Source organism: Novosphingobium sp. KCTC 2891 (genome assembly GCF_025938155.1).
GTDB lineage: Bacteria > Pseudomonadota > Alphaproteobacteria > Sphingomonadales > Sphingomonadaceae > Novosphingobium.
Genome location: NZ_JAPCZG010000016.1, coordinates 35692 through 57449 on the forward strand (window position 1 = coordinate 35692; position 21758 = coordinate 57449).

The window sequence follows — 21758 nt, forward strand, 5'->3', positions numbered from 1 at the left end:
ATGTCGGCAATGCCATGTTCCTTTCCCTTATGGCTGGAAGCGCTGAGGTTCCCTGACCTTCAAGCTTGACTTCCATGCTTCATGGCCCCGTCAGATCGCTGGTCAAGCAATCCACAGCACTGTGGGGAAGAAGTGCTTTTTCCGGGTAGCCGCATTGCGCCTACAGTGAAGACGCGGGGGGAGATTTGCGGCGAGATCGGCGTAAATTGAACATGCCGAGTCGCCAAATAGTCGTAGCGGCATGAATACTCAGGAGAGTGATATGAAGCCTTTTATCTTCAGCGCTGACGCTCACATCGCCGAGCCGCCAGATCTTTACCGCAACGCGTTGCCGGCTCATCTTCAGCAGTGGGCGCTTTCCACCGAAGTGGACGGTGAATCGATCGTTATCCTGATGGGCGAACAGAAGATTCTGAAAGTCTATCGCAACTTCCACGATCACAAGACCGGCCAGCTCGATTGCCCGGACGTGCGTCGACTTGGTGGCCGCAACCTCGATGCGCGCCTTCAGGACATGGTGCGCGATGGTGTGGATGCCGAACTGTGCTATCCCTCTCTGGGTCTGCAGCTGCCGCGCGTGCTTGACCGTGAAGCGGCGCGCATTTCGCACGAAGCCTACAACGACTGGGCATGGGAATATACCGACGGCCTGCACGACAAGCTGGTTGCCGGGGCGATGATCCCCGTCATCAACATGGATGACGCGATGGCCGAGCTCGATCGCGTTCTGAAGATGGGCTACCGCGCGGTGTGCCTGCCTTCGGTCCTGTTCGATTGCACGCCGAACTACAACCAGCCCGATTGGGATCCGTTCTTTGCCGTCTGCGGCGAAGCGGGCGTTCCGATCTGCCTGCATACCGCGACCGGTGACATGCCGATCCGCGCGATGCGTGGTCCTGGCGCTGCGGTCTACAACTACGTCCGCCTGATGAACGACGCCGTCAACTCGGTCTGCCTGCTGGCCGCCGGCGGCGTGCTCGATCGCAATCCCAAGGCCCGGATCCTGCTGTCGGAATATGGCGCAGGCTGGTTGCTGGCCCTGGGTGAACGCATGGACGAAGCCTATTTCGGCCACGCGCCGATGGTGCAGCCCAAGCTTGGCCGCCTGCCCAGCCAGATCCTGAGCGAGCAGGTCGTGCTGTGCCTTCAGAACGATCTTGGCGCGCTCAAGACGCTGCGTGAACAGGGCGTGGGTTCGATGGTCTTTGCGACCGACTATCCGCATTCGGAAGGCACGTTCCCCTATTCGCAGGAACTGGTCGACAAGATCCTGACCGAAACCCCGCACCTGACCCAGGAAGAGCGCGAAGCCGTTCTGGGCCAGACTGCGGTCAAGCTCTTCAAGATCGATATGGATAAGGCGCGCAATGCCAAGATGCCGGAGCGGGCAGCCGCCTGATCCAGCATTCGCGTTGTGGCGGGCTCCCTTTCCTTTTTCGGGGAAGGGGGCCTGCTTCGTTTTGGACGATCGAATTCCGCGGGACCGCGCAAAGCCCGCAACAAGGAACGGGCATGACCATCCCCATCGATTCTGCTTATTTCCGTCGTATCCTGGGGCATTATCCCACGGGCATTTGCATCATTACCTCGATTGACGCCGAAGGCGCGCCGCTGGGTATGGTCGTGGGTTCGTTCACGTCCGTCTCGCTGGATCCGCCGCTGGTGGGCTTCCTGCCGACGACCAATTCGGAAAGCTGGCGCCGGATCGGGGAAAGTGGGCGCTTTTGCGTCAACGTGCTGTCCTCCCAGCAAGAGACGCTGTGCCGCACGTTCGCATCGCGCATACCTGACAAGTATGCGGGGATCGACTACCGCCTGTCCCCGGGGGGGCTGCCGATTTTCGATGGCGCTATTGCATGGATAGAATGCGACATTCACGCGGTGCATGAAGCCGGCGACCACCTGATTGTGCTGGGTGACGTGCGTGCGCTCGACGTGGAACACCCCGAATCACCGCTGCTGTTCTTCAAGGGCGACTATGTCAGCCTGAATGTGTGATCCGCGCGTCAGCCGCACAAGCAAGGGGCGCCCGGTCAGGCATTGACCGGGCGCCCCTTTTCGTTTCGCTTATCGCGTCAAATAGCCGCCATCGGCCACCAGGCCATGGCCGGTGACGAAGCTGGAAGCATCGCTGCACAACCACACCACGGCGTTGCCGATTTCGGCAGGGGTACCAAGCCGTCCCACTGGCTGGCCTGCTACCATCGCTTCGATATAGGCTGGCCCGCCGACGGGGTCGCGTTCAAGGTAGGCATCCATCGCGGGCGTATGGATCGTGCCGGGACACACGGCATTTACCCGGATCCCCTTGGTGGCGTAGTCGAGGGCAGCCGAGCGGGTGAGGCCCAGGATGGCATGCTTGCTGGCGACATAGGCGGGCATGTTGGGCGTGGCCACATGGCTGCAAACGGAACCGCAGTTCACGATGACGCCGCCGCCCTGCTCTTCCATCAGCCCGATTTCATGCTTCATCGACAGGAAGATGCTGGTGACATTGGTCGTCATCACCATGTCCCATGCGTCTTCGGGATAGGTGCCGAGCGGTTCGAATGCACCGCCCACGCCCACATTGTTGAATGCGCAATCAAGGCGCCCGAAGCGTGACCGGATCGTCCCGAACAGTTCGGCAATGCTGGCGCGGTCGCGCATGTCGCACGCCACGAACGTGGCCGCGTTGCCCGCCGCAACGATCGCTTCGGCCGCGGCATTGCCTTTTTCCACGTCGAAGTCGGCCAAGATGACCGTGGCGCCGGCTGCGGCCATCGCCACAGCCGCACCATTGCCGATGCCCGATGCCCCGCCCGTGACAAGGGCGATCCTGCCATCGAGAAGGCGGCCCATCGGGTTGTTTGCCTGCGCGCTCATCCTTGGCTTTCTCCTGCCTTCAGCACTCAATACGTCTCGATGGCGCCTTCGGGGCAACTGCGCACGGCGTGGTCCACGGCATGCTCAAGCTCGGGCGGAACATCGGTCATCTTGACATAGGCATGGCCGTCTTCGTCGTTGAGTTCGAAGATTTCTGGGCAGGCGAGGCGGCACATCCCTTGGCCGACGCACCGATCATCGTTCACGCGCACTTTCATGGAAATATCCTTCGCAACAAAAGAAGATGTCAGGCCAATGCCCCGCTGCCCACCTTGTGGCCCGGCGTGAACGTGGCCGGAACGCTGATGAGGCCATTGACCGAAGTGGCGCTGGGGAAGCGGCGCACGCGTGCTTCGTCCACCATGATATCGGGCATGCGTGTCATCACTTCGCGGAACATCACCTCGAAGAACACGCGCGCAAGGAACGAACCAAGGCAGCGGTGGATGCCCGCGCCAAAGCCCACGTGAGGGTTGGGCATGCGGTCGAGGATCACCGTGTCGGCATCGGGGAACACGCGTTCGTCGCGGTTGGCCGCGCCCAGCGCCATCAGCACTTGCTCACCGGCCTTCATCGACGCCCCGCAAACCTCGGTATCGTGCGTGACCGTGCGGGCCTGCGAATTGATCGGCGAGAAGTAGCGGACGAACTCTTCCTTGGCCTTGTCCAGCAATTCCGGCTCATCGATGAGACGCTGCCGCGCTTCGAGATCCTGGCTGAGATAGATCATCGTGTTGGAAAACAGCGCGGTCGTGGTGCCCACGCCGCCCACAAGCACCATCATGCCGATGTCGATCAGTTCCTGCTTGCTCAGCTTGCCCTCAGCAGTGTTCGCATGGCACAGCGTGCCGAACAGGCCGGGCTGCTGCTCAGCCCAGTTGAGATCGACGGCAGCCGACAGTTGCTGACGGATCCATTCAAGATCGGCAAGGCATTGCCCGAACTCTTCTGTTCCGCGGGCATAGGCCAGCTGGTGGAACGGCAAGGACCAGCGTCGCCATTCGTCTTCGCTGTAATTGATTCCCAGAATCCTGAGCGTGGAAAGCGCGGTCAGCGGGTTGGTGAAGTCGCGGGTGATATCCACTTCACCTTTCTCGATCACCCGGTCGATCAGCGCGGTGGCCACTTCGGTTACGACGCCGGTATAGCTCTTGGCGGCCTTGGGCGCGAAGAATGGGTTGAGGAGGAAGCGATATTTCTTCCACTTCGGCGGATCGGTCTCCACCGGGATGAAAGCACGCGCGGGAACGGGGGGCACCACGTTCCCGCCGGTGGGTACATCGCCCTCTTTTTCCCAGTGCTTGGCCGACGAGAACGTTTCCCAGTCCCGCATCATTTCCGTCAGTTCGGGATAGCCAGCCGCGACCCAGTAGCCGTTTTGTCCGGTCGACTTGAAGACCGGGCACTGCTTTTGCAAATCGGGGAAGCGTTCACGCCAGCCGGCATAATCGACATCGGCGGGGTCAAAATCGGTAACGCATACTTGCGCAGTGTCTTCGGGCACATCAGTCTCCTGGTCGATTTTATGCGATTATGTCAGATTGCACGTCCTTGGCCGTCGCTCGTCTGTTATGATCCGGCACGCATCTGTTGTGAATTTGCGGAGCGCAGGTCTGCACGCCGGCTGCGCAGGTACTGGCGCAGGTCATCCATATCCCGTGCCGAAAATTCGGGGAAAATTGGCATTCCCTGTGAAACCAGCGCCCCTTCGTGAACGACGGCGGCAAAGGCTTCGGATGACAGGGGAATGGGCGAGCGGCGCAAGTCGGGGGCTACGCCGCCACCGGCATCGGCGCCGATACCGTGACAGGAAAAGCATTGTCCGAACAGGCGCGCGCCGCGCGTGGCCGAGGCCGTGTCTTCACGATAGTCCGGATCGTCCAGAGGCGTCGTGTCGGCAGGTTCGGGCCGGGGCAGGGTTGCGGTGCCCCCGATCGCGAACGTCAGCACGCGCCGCTGCGTGGTGCGATAGTCGCTGGTCGTGGCAATGGCGCTTGCATCCACGCCGGCACTCGTGCCCGGCCCGGCCAACACGGTGATGTATTGCCGCCCGCCGACCATATAGGAGATGGGCGCCGCCAGCACCGGGGCTTGTGCCGCAAACGACCACAGCCGTTTTCCCGTCCGGGCGTCATAGGCGTTGAACTGACCATCGGCCTGTCCCTGGAACACAAGATTGCCGGCCGTGGCCATCAGGCCGCCGTTCCATTTCTTGGGTGTTTCCACCTTCCAGGCCAGTTTTTGCGTGGCCGGGTTCCATGCCACGAGGAAGCTGGTGGGATCGGGCAACTTGGTCGAAGGGCCGAACGCGGGGTAGGCTCCCACGTCATAGGCGGCGTGGGGCGTACGTTTCCAGTTGGCGAGATCCAGTCCTGCGTCCGTGAAAACAAGGCCCGCCTCGGCGACCGGCACATAGACAAGTCCGGTCTGTGGGCTGAAGGCGCTTGGCATGTGCGAATGGGCACCGCTGTTGCTGGGCCATAATTCAAAGCTTTGGCCGTTTTCGTAGCGCGCCCCTGCCACTTCGACCGGACGCCCGGTTTTGGGGTCGATGCGGGTGGCCCAGGTGACCTTCGCGATCTTTTCGGCGGAGATGAACTTGCCGTTGGTCCGGTCGATCACATACAGGAAGCCGTTCTTGGGCGCCGTGACCAGCACCTTGCGCACTTTCCCGCCGATCCTGAGGTTGGCCAGGTGCATGTCCATCGCGGCGTTGTAGTCCCACGTCTCGCCCGGATTGACCTGGTAGTGCCACTTGTAGCGGCCGGTGTTCACATCAAGCGCGAGGATCGAGGCGAGAAACAGGTTGTCGCCCTTGCCCTGAGAGCGGACCTTGCGATTCCACGGGGCGCCATTGCCTGTGCCGATGAACACGGTGCGCGTTTCCGGGTCATAGGACAGCGCGTTCCAAACCGTGCCACCGCCGCCGAATTTCCACCATTCGCCCGACCATGTCTTGGCGGCCATCGCCATGGCCGCGTTCTCGAATCCCTTGGCGGGATCGCCAGGGACGGTGAAGAAGCGCCACACCTGCTCCCCGGTCCGGGCGTCGTAGGCGGTGACATAGCCACGCGCATCGGAGCTGTCCGCGCCCCCATGCCCCACGATGACCTTGCCATCGAAAATGCGGGGCGCGGCCGTGATGTAACGCAGATCGCCATCTTCCAGCGTCTGACTGCTCCATGCAACGGTCCCGGTGCGCGCATCGAGCGCGATCAGGCGGCCATCGACTGTGCCGGTATAGATCCGCCCGTCCCAGTAGCCCAGTCCCCGCGATCCCCACGAGCGGCGCAGGCGCTCGCCGGCCGCTTCAGGGGCGTGCGGATCGTACGTCCACAGTTCCCCGCCGGTGACTGCATCGACTGCGTGGACCACGCTGTAGCCCGTTGTGAAATAGAGTACCCCGTCAACTTCCAGCGGCTGCGTCACGGCATTGCCGGGGGGAAGGTCGATCGACCACGAAAGCCCCAGGTCGCCCAAGTTCCGGGCGTTCACCTGATCGAGGGGGCTATAGTGCTGCTCGCCAAAAGTGCGGCCATAGCCGGCCCAGTTGGCCCCGTCGGAGCCATCTTTCAGAATGGCTGCCGGCTCACTGCGATGGACGGATGGAGCCGAACCGGGGTGCCCCGCGACAAGCATGGCCGCACTGGCCATAAGCCCGGTCGTTATGGTTGCCCGATGGATGAATCCGCGCCTGCAGTGGAACTGTTTCAAGATTTGTGTCCCGTACAAAAAATTGCCGCCCGTATTGGTTATACGGGCGGCAAGGCGGTTTAGAAGCGAAGGGTGACTTCCATGCCATACGTGCGCGGTTCGCCCGGAATGACGCCGGCGATGCCGAATGGCACGATGTCGATACCGCCGGTGTAAAACTCGGTCTTGGTGATGTTCTTGGCGAACAAGGCCATCGACAACGGCGATCCGGCGACGTCCTTCCAATCGAGACGGGCGTTCACCAGCGAGTAACCCGGCAGATAGGTTCCGGGCGCCTGGGTCGTACCCTGGTTCGCGAACCACTGGCCAGTCTGGGAATAGATATCCCCGCGCAGCGAGACTTCACCCAGATCGTCTGGCAATGCCGCGGTGATCGCACCATAGACAGTGCCTGCCCACCGAGGCGTATCGGCGTAGGTGCCGAAAGTCTGCGGTGCCCCGAACAGCAGGGTCGTTCCGTTCAGGAACTTTGCATCGGTGTGGGTAAGGCTGCCGCCCAGCTCCAGCCAGTGCGTGGGGTTGAAGGCCAGATCGAATTCAAAGCCGCGTACGCGAGCCTTGGGCAGGTTCACCGAGAGAGCCTGCAGCGCCGGCAAGCCGGCAACGGCATATTCGGCCGGTGGCGCGGTGTAGACCACGCGCTGTACGTTCTTGATGATCTGGTTGTAGACCGCAAGGTTCGCACGGACCGGAACATCGCCGGCCATACCGTTGAACTTTGCGCCCAGTTCGAAGTCGTACGTCGTTTCCGGTGCGAAGATGTTGCCGCCTTGCGCCGCGGTCAATGCGCGGGCCGGGCCCTGCCCATTGACGCCGCCCGACCGCCAGCTGCCGCGGTGCGCTGCATAGAGAAGCAGCGAACGGCTCGCCTGGTAGTCGATGCTGACGTTCCAGCTCGGCTTGTTGTTCTTCACTTGCTCGAACGGAGCTGCCGGGTTGATCGGCGAATTGACGTAAAGCAGCTGGGTAGCGCGCGAGCGCTGTTCGGCCGAGAAGGTTTCCCAGGTATAGCGGATACCGCCAGTGAACTTCAGGCCCTGGACGCCGGTAAGCCCGCCAAGGTCCTGGGTCACCTGAGCGTAAAGCGCCTTGCTGACATCCTTCGTGGCGAAGTCGTTGATCTGGACGATCTGTTCGTAGCCCGCAGGATAGCCGAAATAGGCACCGAAGGGGGCAACGTCGAGGAACGAGACCGGGGAGTAGAAGCCGCGCTTCTCACGCGAGATATAAGCACCGACGATGAAATCCGTGCTGTCCAGCTTGCCGACGACCTGAAGTTCGTCGGAAATGTTCTTCACATCGTTATGGGCACCGAAATCGCCCGTGTAATGCGGGTCTGCCACGGTTGCCTTGTTGGCATCCTGGTTCTGAATGTAGAACGGACCGTCGGCTTCACTGTCGTAGCTGTCGTGCGATTTCGACCTGCCGACACCGAAGATGTTCTTGATGGTGATCGCGTCGCTGGCCTCGAACGCAGTCGTGTTGGTCACGAACCAATCGGTTGCGCGGTGGAACGACGGCTTCCACGAATTGACCTTGTAGATCCCGAGCTTCTTCTGGAAAGCCAACTGGTCGATGTAGCCGTTGGGCATGGCTTCGGTGCCCGGATGCAGCGCCTGGAATGCGGCATATCCGCCGGGGAAGTTGTTCATCAAGGCGGGAGAATAGACGCACGCGGCAATGCTGCTGACGCCCGGCTGGCCGCAGCCATAGATTGCCCAGGCTTCCATCTGAAGATTGTCGCCGCGCGAACGCGAATACTGAAACACCGTATCGTTGCTGATGCGTTCCATCGGCTTCAAGGTCAGCGAGATACGGCCCGATTCGCGGTCAATCTCACCATGGTACTTGTTCTGGTAGATATTGTATTGGAAGCCGTCGCGACGCTGCAGGTCGCCGGCGACGCGCAGCATGACCTTGTCGGTCACCACCGGGATGTTGATGAAGCCCTGCACCTGGCGCAAGTTCAGGTTGCCGACGCGCCCGGTAATGGACCCTTCAAACTTGTCAGTCGGCTTCGCGGTCGAAAACAGCACGGCGCCCCCCGTCGCGTTGCGGCCGAAAAGGGTGCCCTGAGGGCCCTTCAGTACCTGGATCGACTGAAGGTCGAAAAATCCCGAAGTGCTGAACGAGGACAGCTGAACTTCGTTGTAATAGGGAAGAACACCGGGCTGCGAGCCGCTGAACAGGTCGATGCTCTGGCCGCGGATCGAGAAGTTGAACAAGTTGTTGGTCTGACCCGAGCGAACCGTCAGGCCGGGGAAACCGCGCTGAAGATCGGATTCTGCAAGGACCGCGCGGGCGGTGAGCTGTTCCGCGCCGAGTGCGCTGACCGCAACCGGAACCTTGGAGAGGGATTCGCTGACGCGGCGCGCCGTCACAAGAATTTCGCCGGTTTCGGCGGTGGTCGCTGCGGTTCCAGAAGCAGTATCTTCTGCTGCCCGAGCGATGGCTGGCAGGCTGGCGAGCGTTGTCGTGATCAACAGGCCCAGGCATGCACGTTTGATATTCTGCATGTTGTCTCCCTCATTATGGTCTTGGCAGTACAGGCTTGAACGTAAAGCGGAGGTCTGATGTGGAGCGTGGGCTGAGCGTAAAGCGCGCCGACGCAGGCCCGTATCGACGGGCCGCGCTGTCTGGTCGGCGCGGTCGGCCTGACCAGCAGTTCATCCACCTCCTGAATTTTGATCCGGGCGTTGCGGCTGCCGCGCTCCGATTGATTTTGCCGGTGCATATGTTGCGTTCTCGGGCCGGAACAATCGAAAAGCTCGCCAGTGCGCTTGGGGTCAATTCGATCTGCGGAAGGTCAATATTTTACCGCCTGGCAGACGTGGAAGCGCAGGCTTCGGACCGGAATCTGCGGGCACGAGGACCATGATATGAGTCGCGGCGGGCGGGCATCGGCCCCAATGAAAAGGCACGGCATGACCGATGCCATGCCGTGCCTTTTCGTGTGAATGTCGCGCCCGGGGCGCGATCGGGTCGGACGATTAGAATTCGAACTTCAGTTCCACGCCATACATCCGGGGGCGGCCCACGTTGGTCGAGTTTGCGCCCAGCGCGATGCCCTGCGCCAGACCGCCCACGTAATAGCCCTTGTTGAACAGATTGCGGCCAAAGACCGAGGCGGTAACGCCGGTGCCCTGGATATGGGTCCAGTCGAGCCGCGCGTTCACGAGGGCATAGCCTGGCGTATTGGTGCCGATCTCACGACCGATGCCAAAGTTCGAGAACCATTGGGAGGTCTGGGCATAGACATCGCTACGAACGCGGACCTTGCCCATGCTTTCCGGCACCGGAAGGGTGATTTGCACATAGGCGCTGCCCGACCATTTCGGCGTGTCGGGGTAAGTGTCGAAGGTATAATCGTTGCCGAAGAGCGTGACCTTGCCGTTGGTGAAGCGGGCATTGGTGTACGCAAGGTTGCCGCCCAGTTCGAGCCAGTCGGTCGGCTCGATCGCGCCGTCGACTTCGAAGCCGGTGACCTGTGCGTTGGGCACATTGGCCGTCACCGCGATGGACGCGCCGCGATAAGACGGGAACGTCACGCGTTGAACGTTGTCGATCCACTGGTTGTAGGCAGCGATGAACAGGTGGGCCGGCCGATTCATGACGCGGCCGTTGAACTTCACACCCGCTTCCACGTCCTTGGCTGTTTCCGAAAGGAACAGGGCGCCGGCATTGGCGCCGGTGGCCAGCACCGGCGGGGCGACGCCATTCAGGCCGCCACTGCGCCAGCTGCCGCGCGTGGTGACATAGGCCATGACATGCGGATTGATCTGGTATTCAAGACCGAAGTTCCAGCTGGGCTTGCTGAAGCTGGTGGCGATCTCGGGTATGCCGGCGCTGTAGGTCGAACCGGGCAGGTTGACGAGCGATACGTCCACCCAAGTATAGCGACCGCCAAAGCTCATGCTCAGGCCTTCGATCCCGGTCGCCCTGGAAAGGTCATATGTACCATGCGCGAAAATGGCCTTGGTCTCGTCCTCGTTCCTGAAGTTCGAGTCATAGGCAACGACCGAGGGAATGCCCGTCGTGGGCACTACCGGACGGATGTCGAAATAGGATCCGGGGTAGAAGATCGTATTCTTGGTCTTCTGGTAGAAAGCGCCAAGGATGTAGTTGAGCGAACCGCCAAACGCCTTGCCCTGAAGCTGGAGTTCGTCGGAAATGCCGGAGACCTTCACGACATTGCCATCGGCCCCGGTCAGGACGTTGGTGGTGGCGATCAGCAGGTAGGGCGTGCCCTTCTGGCTGGTCGTGTCATGGGCGTACGAATCCGTCGCGCCGAAGATGTTCTTGATCTGGATGGTATCGGTCACGTCCAGCGTGGTGGTGTTGGTGACATACCAGTCACGACCGTCGTGGAAAGAGTTGGCAAGGGTGTCGACCGCCCAGAAACCGAGCTGCTTCTGGCGTTGCAGCGTGGCGGCAAGGCCGCCCGGATTGGCCTTGGGATGGGCTGCGAGATAAGCCTGCCATGCACCCGGAACGCCGGTCAGCGTGTCCATCATCGGGCTGAACAGATTCGCTGCATAAGTATTTACCGGGTCGAGCGAATAGATCTGCGTACCGGTATTGTTGCCCTTCGACTTGCTGTATTCGAACACGGTGGTATTCTGCAGCGTATCCGTAGGACGCAGGGTCAGCGAACCGCGCGCACTCCACCGATCGACCGCGCCCAGATCCTCGTTGCGATAGACGTTGTGGATATATCCGTCGCGTTGCGTAACGTCGAAAGCTGCGCGGAACAGAACCTTGTCAGTGACGATGGGAACGTTCAGCGCACCCTTGACTTCCCAGTAGTTGTAATTGCCGTAAGCGCCGCTGATATATCCGCCGAGATCGTTCTTCGGCTTGGTCGTGGTGAACAAAACCGCACCGCCGGTGGCATTGCGGCCGAACAGTGTGCCCTGCGGTCCCTTCAGAACCTGGACGGATTCGATATCATACAGGTTGGATGCGCCGCCCGCAGCGAAGTTCACTTCGTTGATGTAAGGCACAACGGCAGCCGCCGACCCCGAGAAGGCGTCGATCGTCTGTCCACGGATCGAATAGCTGAGATTGTTGTTCGACTGGGTTTCACGGATCGTCAGGCCCGGAACGGCGCTCTGCAGGTCGGCCTGGGTGGTGATGCTGCGCTGGGCAAGGGCATCGGCAGAAATGGCCGCGACCGCGGTGGGCACCCGGGCGATATCTTCGCCGCGACGACGCGCGGTCACGATGATTTCATCCTGCGCCGGCGCGTCGGCGGCTGCGCTTTCCTGAGCGAAGGCGGGGGTTGCGAGGAGGGCGGCCGGAGCGAATGCCGCCGAGCACGCCAGAAGCGCATGAAGCTTTTTCATAGTATCCCTCATGATGGATAGATTGCACGTCATCTGGATGAACCGGCCGCACGAAGCTTGGCGGCCGTTCTTGCGTCGATCAGAAATGGGCCAGCACCCGGCCCACCCGGATTTCAGCCCTCAGCCGAAATCCGCATTGCCTCAAAGGCTGCGGCCGCCGTCGACGATGAAAGTCTGCCCCGTGATGTAGGAGGCCAGTGGTGAGACAAGGAAAAGCGCCATGTTGGCCACGTCTTCCGGCAGGCCGAGGCGGCCGAGCGAGATCGTGTCGAGCGCGGCCTTCAGGCGATCCGGGTGTTCGGTGGTTGCCGTGGTCATCTTGGTGGCGATCATGCCGGGTGCAATGCCGTTCACGCGCAGCCCTTCGCGGCCCCATGCATCGCCCAGCGTCCGGGTCAGGCCGACCACGCCCGCTTTCGACGCGGCATAGGCCGGGTTGCCGATCACGGCCTTGTAGGCACCGATCGAGCTGATGACGATGATCGTGCCCTGCCGGGCCTTGAGCGTATCGTGAAAGCGAGTGCAGCAATGCATGACGCTGGTCAGGTTCACGTCGATGACGTGCCTGAACGTGTCCATCTCGAACTCGCGGCGCTTGTACTGGACCGCGCCTTGCGCCAGCACCAGCACGTCGAGTTCGGCCGGAGCGTCGGCCTGGTCGATGTCCGCAGGCACCGAAACGTCGGCGCGCGAGTAGCCCAGCCCCGTCAGGTCTGATCCCTTTTGCTCGTCATAGTCGGCCGCGCTGGCGCGGGTGCCCCACACGTGCACGTCGGCGCCCTGTTGACGGAACAGTTGCGCGACGCCGTTGCCGATACCGCTGGATCCGCCCACGACAAGCGCGCTCTTGCCGGACAGCGAGAGAACGGAGGCGTCGATCATGGCGCCACTCACTTCTTGCGCAATGCTTCGATGGTTGCCGGAAGATCGGGGCTGGCCATGGCCACCATTTCGAGTTCCAGCCCGTATTCGAAGGCTTCGGCCGCGCGCGCGTCGGTAATGCGCGAAAACGCCTGCTTGGTGCCGTTGATGCCCAGCGGAGCCAGTGCGGCGGCGCGAGCAGCCAGTTCACGGGCGCGCGGCAATGCATCCTCGGGCGTTTCGACCAGCTCGGTGACAAGGCCGAAAGCATAGGCCTGTTCGCCGGTAATGATGTCGCCGGTCAGCAGGTAGCGCTTGGCCCGATTGACGCCGATCGACTGCGACCAGCTGACGACGCCGCCATCGCCGGCGACCAGCCCCACGTTGACGTGGGTGTCGGCGAACTTGGCGCCTTTCCATGCGACCACGATGTCGCAAAGCGTCGCGATGGTGGCGCCAAGACCAATGGCGGCACCCTGCACGGCCACGATCACCGGGATGGGCAGGCGGCTGATCCCGTAATAGACGCCCTTGGCAAAGGTCACCATGCCATCGCGCACGTCCTTGTCCGCGTGGGCCTGCAACATTTCCTCGAAATCACCACCGGCGGAGAAGGCGCGGCCTTCCGCTGACAGCACGAGCGCACGCACTTGCGGGAGTCGCGTCTTGATCTGCTCGATTGCTTCGACGAATTCGATATGCGCGGGCATGTCAAAGCGGTTGAGAAGATCGGGACGGATCAAGCGGATCTCGGCGAGGTTTCCGTCAAAAGTCAGCGTAAGTGTCTGGAAATTCATGGCAAGGACTTCTCCGTCGAAGACGCTATCGAATATCCGACCCGGCCGGTTCATAACAAGGGCAGAGCTTGTCTCCTGCCGAACTTGGCCATGTACCTACTTGCACTGAAGCTAAATCGCGGTCGAAAGGTGGGTATGTCGCGCCGCCCGGCGGGAGGAAGGCGACCGGGCGGCGCGTTGGTCGCCGCTCAGGTGGAAGCGACCATGTTGTGGGTGAACTGGCCAAGTTCGGACGAGGACTTCGCCTCTTGCGCGATCGCATTGGCAGCGACGTATCCAAAGGTCATGGCGGGGCCGATCGTCCCGCCAGCACCCGGATAGCAATTGCCAAAGGGCGAACCCGCAGCGTTGCCCGCAGCGTAAAGACCGGGGATGGGGCGCCCTTCTTGATCCAGCACCCGCGCCTTGGCGTCGGCTTTCAGGCCTCCTTTGCAGCCGAGGTCGCCAAGCCCCACGGGCACGGCATAGAACGGTCCCTTGTCGATCGGACCAAGGCAGGGATTGGGCGTGATCGCTGGATCGCCAAACGTGCGGTCATAGGCCGTACTGCCACGCCCGAATTCGGGATCGACCCCGGTGCAGGCATAGTCGTTCATGCGACGCACGACGTCTTCCAGCTTGTCGGGGGCTACTTCGATCTTTGCAGCCAGTTCGCGGATGCTGTCGGCGCGGAAGATATAATGGTCCCACCAATCCACCGGGATCTTGCTGTCGGGCATCAGCGCGGTCGGCATGATGCCGCCGGCCGTGAACTTGGAGCGGAACGTGGCATCGAACACGTGCCAGCATGGAGCATTGGCCCCGGTCTTGAGCTGGTCGTCCATCATCGCATTGCCGAAGCGGTCGTAACCGCACGCCTCGTCGACGAAGCGATCGCCATTGCGATTGACGCAAACGCTGTGGGGACGACCCACGTCGAACACCGACTGGTGTATTTCCTCGAAGTTCGACGCGGTGACGAGCGGCATCGACATTGTCGGCACGAACCAGCCGGTTTCAGTGAATTCGGTCGCCGCGCCAATGGCCATCCCTGCTTCCAGCATCTGCCCGGTGTTGGCGCCTTCGGGCGTGGAACTGTCGCGGATGTCGCCGGGAACGGTCATGAACTTGTCCCGCAGCTTCTGACTCCATTCAAAGCCACCGGCGCAGACGATCACGCCATGGCGCGCTCGCAACTCTTCCTTGCGACCGAAGCGAGTGCCTTCGACGCCGGTGACGCGCCCATCCTCGACAATCAGGCTCTTCACCGCCGTGCCAAGGCGAAATTCCACGCCGCGCTTGAGCAGGCGTTCCACCATCGGGCCGATCATTGCTGCGCCCAGCGTGAAAATGCGGTCGCGGCGCGTCAGGCGGCGCGTGCCGAAATCAAGCCAGTAGCGCGCCATGATGGCCAGAACGGCCCGCATCCAGCCTTTGCTGCGCGTGGAAATGGTGTTGGCTTCGGCGAAGTCCATTGAATAGCGGTTCATCAGCTTGAAACGCGTGAACTGCTCGCGCACCAGCGGGAAATAGGCCCCCAGTCGTCGCCCGTCATACTTGGGAAACACGATCGAGCGATCCGCGCGGGCTGCCGGCATTTCTGAAAAATAGTCCGGCCAGGGCATGACCACGGGCTCGATCCCGATCGACTTGAGGTAGGCGACCATGCGCGGGCCCTCATCGACGAAGGCTTCCACGCGATCCTTGCGGATTGGCCCGTTTGCAACGGAATAGATGTAGTCCAGCGCCTGCTGCCGGCTGTCGCTGGTGCCTAGGCCATGGTTGGGAATCCAGGTGACGCCGCCCGATGTGGCCGAAGTGCCACCGATCTTGTGGGTCTTTTCGACGATCAGCACGTCGAGGCCATGATCACAGGCACGCAAGGCGGCCGTCAGAGCCGCCGAGCCAGAGCCTACGACGATCACATCGTGGATTTTACCCATTTGAATTGCCTCTACCCGCTATTTTCTTCTGTCTTACCGCAATGCGCGGCACGCGCGAGAAGGCATTGGCGCACTGCCGCCGGGGTATCGTGGAACTGCGCCTCGGGACAATTCGATATCGAGGAATCCCATTATGGAGGCGGCTGCAACATAGTTTTCGAGAAAGGGGCATTCGGCTTTGGGCGCATTTGATCTCCCACGGCCATCGTTCATGCAGGACGATGAGCTGCGCATGTTCGAAGAAGCGGTCGATCGCTTCCTTGATGTTCATGCCGATGACGCCGCGCGGGCACGCTGGCGCGATCAGGGCTTTGTCGATCGCGAGACCTGGCTGGCTGCGGGCGAGGCGGGTCTTCTCGGGTGTTCGCTTCCCGAAGAATATGGCGGGTCCGGCGGCGATTTTCGCTATGACGCGCTGTTGATGGAGCGACTGGGCCTGAAGCAGGCGCTGCATTTTGCCATTCCGCTGCACACCACCGTGGTCGCACCCTACATCGCGGCCTACGCCAGTGAGGATTTGAGGAAGCGCTTGCTGCCTGGAGCCATCTCGGGCGAGAAGCTCATGGCCGTGGCCATGACCGAACCGGGCGCCGGTTCCGATCTGCAGGGCATGAAGAGCACGGCGGTGCGCGATGGTGACCACTACGTCATCAACGGGCAGAAAACCTTCATTTCTAACGGTTACGGCTGCGATGTCGTGATCGTTGCGGCCAAGACCGACGCGACGGCGGGCGCACGCGGCATTTCGCTGTTCGTGGTGGAAGTGGACAAGGTGGAAGGCTTCCAGCGGGGCCGGCTTCTTGACAAGCTGGGCCAGGAAGGGCGCGATACCACCGAACTGTTCTTCTCCGACATGCGCGTTCCGGTGGAAAACCTGCTGGGCGGTGTCGAGGGGCAGGGCTTCCGCATGTTGATGGAGATGCTGCCCAAGGAGCGCCTCGTCATCGCGTGGCAGGCAATGGGCATGATCGAATCTGCGCTGGCGCTGACCGTCGATTATACGCGCGAGCGCAAAGCGTTCGGAAAATCTCTGTTCGAGCAGCAGAACACACAGTTCAAGCTGGCTGACTGCAAGACGCGCGCCACGGTAGCCAAGACGTTCCTTTACCACTGCACCGAGAAGCTGGTTCACGGTCAGCTCGATGCGGCTACGGCGTCGATGGCGAAGCTGTTTGTAACCGAGGCGCAAGCGTTCATCATTGATGAATGCCTGCAGCTGTTCGGTGGTTACGGATACATGCTCGAGTATCCAATTTCCGAGATGTACAAGGATGCTCGTGCTTATCGCATCTACGGTGGATCGAGCGAAATCATGAAGATGCTGATCGCCCGCTCGATCTGAATAGATCTATTGTTTCAGACAGGATTCCCTATGGCCGTTGAATTCACCATCGATGATGGCGTCGCCATCATTACCATCAACCGTCCCGAAGCGCGCAATGCCGTGGACCGGGAAACCGCGCTGGGCATTGCCGAAGCGGTCGAGCGCATCAACAATGATGACGCCATCCGCGTGGCGGTCATTACCGGCGCGGGCGGCAATTTCTGCGCGGGGATGGACCTCAAGGCTTTCCTGCGCGGCGAAGTCGTGAAGCTTCCGGGAACCGGTTTTGCCGGTATGGCCCAGGCCAAGCTGGCCAAGCCGTTCATCGCCGCGGTGGAGGGCTATGCGTTGGCCGGCGGTTTTGAGATCATGCTCGCGTGCGACATGGTCGTTGCCTCGGAGAGCGCGAAATTCGGACTTACCGAAGTGAAGCGCGGACTGGTGGCCAATGCCGGTGGTCTTGTCCGCCTGCCGCGCCAGCTGCCGATCAAGATCGCTTCCGAACTGGTGCTGACGGGTGAGATTTTCCCGGCCACCCATGTGTCCGCGCACGGCCTTATCAATCGCCTGGTTCCTGCTGGCGAGGCCCTGGCCACGGCTATCGGTATCGCTCGCATCATTGCCGCCAACGGTCCCTTGGCCGTTGCCGTCAGCCGCAAGGTCTTGAACGAAAGCCGCGAATGGCCGGAAGCGGAAATGTTCGATCGCCAGAACGAACTGACGTTGCCAGTGTTTCAGTCGGAAGACGCCCGCGAGGGTGCGTCCGCTTTTGCCGAAAAGCGGGCGCCGGTCTGGAAGGGGCGCTGAACGATGTCTGCGGCGCTCACACTGGACCATGATCGACTGACCACGCTGTGGGAGGTTGTGGATTACCACGCGAGCGTTCGCGGCGATGCGGATGCGATCCAGTTCGAAGGCCACACGATCACGTACGCCGGATTGCGCGAGGCGGCTTTGCGCCTCGCGGCTGGCCTTGCGGCAACCGGCGTGGGTAGGGGCAGCCGGGTGGCCTATCTCGGCAAGAACGGCGACCGCTATTTCGTCCTGCTGTTCGCCTTGGCGCGCATTGGTGCGGTGATGGTGCCGCTCAACTGGCGCCTGGCGGCTGAAGAATGGGGTTATATCGTTCGCGACGCCGGCGTGATGCGCCTGTTCTGCGACAGCGAGTTCGGCAGCCCTGCCGCAACGCTCGCGGCGGCCTGCGGCCTGCCGGGTGCCGAAACGATCCCGGCAGACCCGCAGGGCGCACACGCCATAACCCACGTGCCGCTGCCTGGCCCGTCCGACACCGTGTTCCAGGTCTATACGTCTGGCACCACCGGCCATCCCAAGGGCGCGCTTCTGACCAATGCCAACCTGTTGGCCTTGCGCGCTCCGGGATACCGGGCGGGCCTTGAATGGTTTCCGCAGCCCGAGACAACGATGCTCGTGGTCCTGCCGGTGGCGCATATCGCAGGCACCGCGTATGCGCTGTTCGGTTTCTATGCCGGGGCGCGCATTGCGCTTGCACGTGAGTTCGACCCGGTCGAGGTTTTATCCCTGATCGAACGCGAGCGGGCGGACTACATCCTGCTGGCACCTGCCGCGATGCAGCTTCTGATGGATTGCCCCGCCGCCGCGCGCACCGATTTCGGCAGTCTGCGCTACATCACTTATGGCGCGGCCCCGATCCCCGAAGTGCAATTGCAGCAGGCGTTGAAGGTGTTCGGCTGCGGCTTCGTGCAAATGTATGGCATGAGCGAGGCGTCGGGGGGCGTCGTGGCGCTGGATCCGGGCGATCATGTTTGCGGCATCCCGGGGCGCTTGCGATCTGCGGGGCGTGCGATGCCGGGCGTGGAAGTGGGCGTCATGGACGATGGCGGCGCCTTGCTCCCGCCCGATACCACGGGCGAGATCGTGGTGCGTTCGGCGGCCGTCATGTCCGGTTACTGGAACCTGCCGCAGGCGACCGCCGAGACGCTGACTGCGGACGGTTGGCTGCGTACCGGCGATATCGGCCGGATCGACGAGGAAGGTTATGTCTATGTACTGGACAGAGCCAAGGACATGATCATCTCAGGCGGGGAGAACGTGTATCCCGCCGAAGTGGAAAACGCGGTTTTCAGCCATCCCGACGTGGCCGATGTAGCGGTGATCGGGGTGCCCTCGGCGCGCTGGGGTGAAGAAGTGGCTGCGATCGTGGTGCCACGCCCGGGTGCGGATCCCCGCCTTGAGGATATCCAGGAATGGGTCGGAGGCAGGCTCGCGCGGTTCAAGGTGCCGCGTCACCTGTATCTGGCGGAGTCCCTTCCCCGAAACGCGGGCAACAAGATCTTGCGCCGCATGCTGCGCGAGCCGTTCTGGCAGGGCCACGATCGCCGCGTGAACTGATGATCGCGCGGCGATGACTGCAACTTGTCTCTGGACGTAGCTCGGCTTGCTTGGCTCGCTCGGGGCGTTGGCTTTGTGTTCTGGCTGGCACATCCGGTTTGCTTGAAGTGCCATTGCCCAAGCAGGATTCTCCATGACCGACTATCTCGCCATTGACGCTCTCTCGCGAGAGGCGCTGTTCACGCCTTTGCAGTTGCGCGATGTGGTTCTTCCCAACCGTATCGTGATGTCGCCCATGACGCGCGGTTTCAGCCCGGGCGGCGCGCCGGACGAGAACGTGGCCGCGTATTACCGTCGCCGGGCTGAAGGCGGTACAGGGTTGATCGTGACCGAGGGCGTGGCGGTGGACCATCCCACTGCGCTCGGCGATGCCGGTCTTCAGGAACAGGACGTGCCCTACCTTGCAGGCGATGCTTCGCTGGCAGGTTGGCGCAACGTCGTCTCGCAGGTCCATGCCGCAGGGGGCAAGATCATCCCGCAGCTGTGGCACCAGGGCGCCATGCGCAAGCCCGGCAGCGGCCCGTTCCCCGATGTGCGCTCGGTCAGCCCGTCCGGCATCTGGGGGCCGCTTGGCCGGATGACCTCGATCGACGCGGCCAGCGTCCCCGCAGATTCTCGCATCGGCGAGCCGATGACCGAGGAGGTGATCGAGGAAGTGATCGAAGCGTTCGTGCGGTGTGCACGCAACGCCATCGATGTGGGTTTTGACGGCATCGCGCTGCATGGCGCGCATGGCTACCTGCTCGACAACTTCCTGTGGGAGGGCACCAACCAGCGCGATGACCGTTGGGGTGGCGACCGCCGCCGCCGTTCTGAATTCCCGGCCGAGATCGTGCGCCGCATCCGCCGCGAAATCGGCGAGGGCTTTCCCATTTTCTTCCGCTTCTCGCAGTGGAAGCAGCAGGATTTTCGGGCAACCCTGGCAGATACGCCGGAAGAGCTGGCAGAAGTTCTGGGCCCGCTGGCTGAAGCCGGTGTCGACGTGTTCGACGCCAGCGTGCGTTACTACAATCGCGGCGCGTTCGAAGGCTCGCCCATCAATCTTGCCGGCTGGGCAAAGAAGGTCACCGGCAAGGCCTCGATGACAGTGGGCGGCGTCGGCATCAACCAGGGGATGTACGATCGCGACAAGCCGGCCGAGGCGGTCTTCGATTACGCTCCGCTGCTCGAACGCTTCGCCAACGGCGAATTCGATCTCGTCGCGGTGGGCCGCGCGCTCATCGGTGATCCGGCGTGGGCGGCCAAGTTCCGCACCGGCGCTTTTCCTCGTGTATATCGTTCGAGTGATGATCGAGTTTTGACCTGAGGCGCAGGGACGTTTGCTTGGGTGTTGTGAGTGCGTGGCTGATTTGTTGCGTGGGGATAAGCAGGTTTTTCAGTTGTATTGGCAAACATGTGGAACGATCGAGTGATGCAGAACAATCCGGTTATCGTTGACATCGCGCGATCGCCGATGGGGCGTGGCAAGGCTGGCGGGGCTTTGTCCGAGGTTCATCCTGCGGACTTGCTGATGCAGGTTCTGGTGGGGATCGTGGAGCGCAACAAGCTTGATCCGGGTCTGGTCGACGACCTGATCATGGGCTGTGTGAGCCAGGCCGGCGAGCAGGCGGTTCCGACGGGGCGCACGGCGTGGCTGGCGGCGGGGTATCCGCTGCACGTGCCGTGCACGATGGTGGAGCGGCGGTGCGGTTCGAGCCAGCAGGCGGTGCATTTTGCGGCGCAGGGGATTGCGGCGGGTGCCTACGAGATCGTGCTTGCGGGCGGGATCGAGTCGATGAGCCGGGTGCCGATGGGCAGTGCGCGCATGGGCAAGGACCCGCACGGGGTGGCCTATGAGCAGCGGTTCCCGGGCACGGTGGGGCAGGGCATCTCGGCCGAACTGATCGCGGCGCGCTGGGGCATCTCGCGCGAGGCGATGGATGCCTATTCGGCGCGTTCGCACCAGCTGGCCGAGCAGGCCCGCGTTGCCGGGCACCTTGCGCGCGAGATCGTGGCGATCGACACGCCGGCGGGCCGGGTGAGCGAGGACGAGACGATCCGCGCCTCGAGCACGGCCGAAGGGCTGGCGCAGCTCAAGACCTCGTTCAACAACGACGAGATCGCGGCGCGCTTTCCCGAGATCGACTGGAGCGTGACGGCGGGCAACAGCTCGCAGATCACCGATGGCGCCTCGGTGGCGCTGGTGATGTCCGAGAAGATGGCGGGCAAGCTGGGCCTGCGCCCGCGCGCGCGCTTCGTGGCGTTCGACGTGATCGCCGACGATCCGCTGCTGATGCTGACCGCGCCGATCCCGGCGACGCAGCGTGCGCTGGCCAAGGCCGGCCTCAAGGTGGACGATATCGACCACTACGAGGTGAACGAGGCGTTCGCCTCGGTGCCGCTGGCGTGGCTCAAGGACATCAAGGCCGACCCTGCGCGGCTGAACCCGCGCGGCGGTGCGATCGCGCTGGGCCATCCGCTGGGTGCATCGGGCACGCGGCTGATGAGCTCGATGCTGTACGGGCTGGAAGAAACGGGCGGGCGCTATGGCCTGCAGACGATGTGCGAGGCGGGCGGCCAG

16 protein-coding genes are annotated in these 21758 nt (G+C 62.3%); 7 read left to right on the forward strand and 9 right to left on the reverse strand.

Translation table 11 applies throughout. The features are described 5' to 3' along the window. Positions 1–262: 262 nt before the first annotated feature. Positions 263–1399, forward strand: coding sequence for an amidohydrolase family protein (locus OLX02_RS18860; protein ID WP_264425359.1), 1137 nt, complete (start codon positions 263–265; stop codon positions 1397–1399). Positions 1400–1512: 113 nt separating this feature from the next. After that, positions 1513–1998 (forward strand): flavin reductase family protein, encoded by a 486-nt coding sequence (locus tag OLX02_RS18865; protein WP_264425361.1) that lies wholly within the window; start codon positions 1513–1515, stop codon positions 1996–1998. Positions 1999–2067: 69 nt separating this feature from the next. Here OLX02_RS18865 and OLX02_RS18870 read toward each other — a convergent pair whose 3' ends face one another. From OLX02_RS18870 to OLX02_RS18910, 9 genes are all read right to left on the reverse strand, one after another. Then, positions 2068–2865 carry a glucose 1-dehydrogenase gene (locus OLX02_RS18870; protein WP_264425362.1) on the reverse strand — a complete coding sequence of 266 codons (798 nt, stop codon included), beginning with the start codon at positions 2863–2865 and terminating at the stop codon, positions 2068–2070. A 26-nt stretch (positions 2866–2891) separates the two neighbouring features. After that, complete coding sequence (locus OLX02_RS18875) at positions 2892–3083, reverse strand: ferredoxin (protein ID WP_264425364.1); 192 nt, start codon at positions 3081–3083, stop codon at positions 2892–2894. 29 nt (positions 3084–3112) lie between these two features. After that, positions 3113–4369 carry a cytochrome P450 gene (locus OLX02_RS18880; RefSeq protein WP_264425366.1) on the reverse strand — a complete coding sequence of 419 codons (1257 nt, stop codon included), beginning with the start codon at positions 4367–4369 and terminating at the stop codon, positions 3113–3115. 65 nt (positions 4370–4434) lie between these two features. Further along, positions 4435–6519 carry a PQQ-dependent dehydrogenase, methanol/ethanol family gene (locus OLX02_RS18885; protein ID WP_264425367.1) on the reverse strand — a complete coding sequence of 695 codons (2085 nt, stop codon included), beginning with the start codon at positions 6517–6519 and terminating at the stop codon, positions 4435–4437. Between the two features lie 119 nt (positions 6520–6638). Then, the gene (locus OLX02_RS18890) at positions 6639–9095 is read right to left on the reverse strand and encodes a TonB-dependent receptor (RefSeq protein WP_264425369.1); all 2457 of its coding nucleotides are present in this window, start codon (positions 9093–9095) and stop codon (positions 6639–6641) included. Positions 9096–9569: 474 nt separating this feature from the next. Beyond that, entirely contained in the window at positions 9570–11924 is a 2355-nt protein-coding gene (locus OLX02_RS18895; RefSeq protein WP_264425370.1) for a TonB-dependent receptor, read from the reverse strand. Positions 11925–12065: 141 nt separating this feature from the next. Beyond that, on the reverse strand, positions 12066–12806 hold the full coding sequence (locus tag OLX02_RS18900) for an SDR family NAD(P)-dependent oxidoreductase (protein WP_264425371.1): 741 nt from the start codon (positions 12804–12806) through the stop codon (positions 12066–12068). 8 nt (positions 12807–12814) lie between these two features. After that, on the reverse strand, positions 12815–13582 hold the full coding sequence (locus OLX02_RS18905) for an enoyl-CoA hydratase/isomerase family protein (protein WP_264425373.1): 768 nt from the start codon (positions 13580–13582) through the stop codon (positions 12815–12817). 188 nt (positions 13583–13770) lie between these two features. Continuing rightward, positions 13771–15504: an FAD-dependent oxidoreductase gene (locus OLX02_RS18910; RefSeq protein ID WP_264425374.1), complete on the reverse strand. Its 1734-nt coding sequence runs from the start codon at positions 15502–15504 to the stop codon at positions 13771–13773. A gap of 232 nt (positions 15505–15736) precedes the next feature. Here OLX02_RS18910 and OLX02_RS18915 point away from each other — a divergent pair, with 232 nt between their 5' ends. The 5 genes from OLX02_RS18915 to OLX02_RS18935 form a co-directional block, all read left to right on the forward strand. Next, the gene (locus OLX02_RS18915) at positions 15737–16846 is read left to right on the forward strand and encodes an acyl-CoA dehydrogenase family protein (protein WP_264425375.1); all 1110 of its coding nucleotides are present in this window, start codon (positions 15737–15739) and stop codon (positions 16844–16846) included. A gap of 30 nt (positions 16847–16876) precedes the next feature. Continuing rightward, complete coding sequence (locus tag OLX02_RS18920; protein WP_264425378.1) at positions 16877–17635, forward strand: crotonase/enoyl-CoA hydratase family protein; 759 nt, start codon at positions 16877–16879, stop codon at positions 17633–17635. Positions 17636–17638: 3 nt separating this feature from the next. Then, entirely contained in the window at positions 17639–19198 is a 1560-nt protein-coding gene (locus OLX02_RS18925; protein ID WP_264425380.1) for an AMP-binding protein, read from the forward strand. A 133-nt stretch (positions 19199–19331) separates the two neighbouring features. Beyond that, on the forward strand, positions 19332–20504 hold the full coding sequence (locus OLX02_RS18930; RefSeq protein WP_264425381.1) for a 12-oxophytodienoate reductase: 1173 nt from the start codon (positions 19332–19334) through the stop codon (positions 20502–20504). Positions 20505–20609: 105 nt separating this feature from the next. Next, a partial coding sequence (locus OLX02_RS18935; RefSeq protein ID WP_264425382.1) for a thiolase family protein occupies positions 20610–21758 on the forward strand: 1149 nt, incomplete at its 3' end.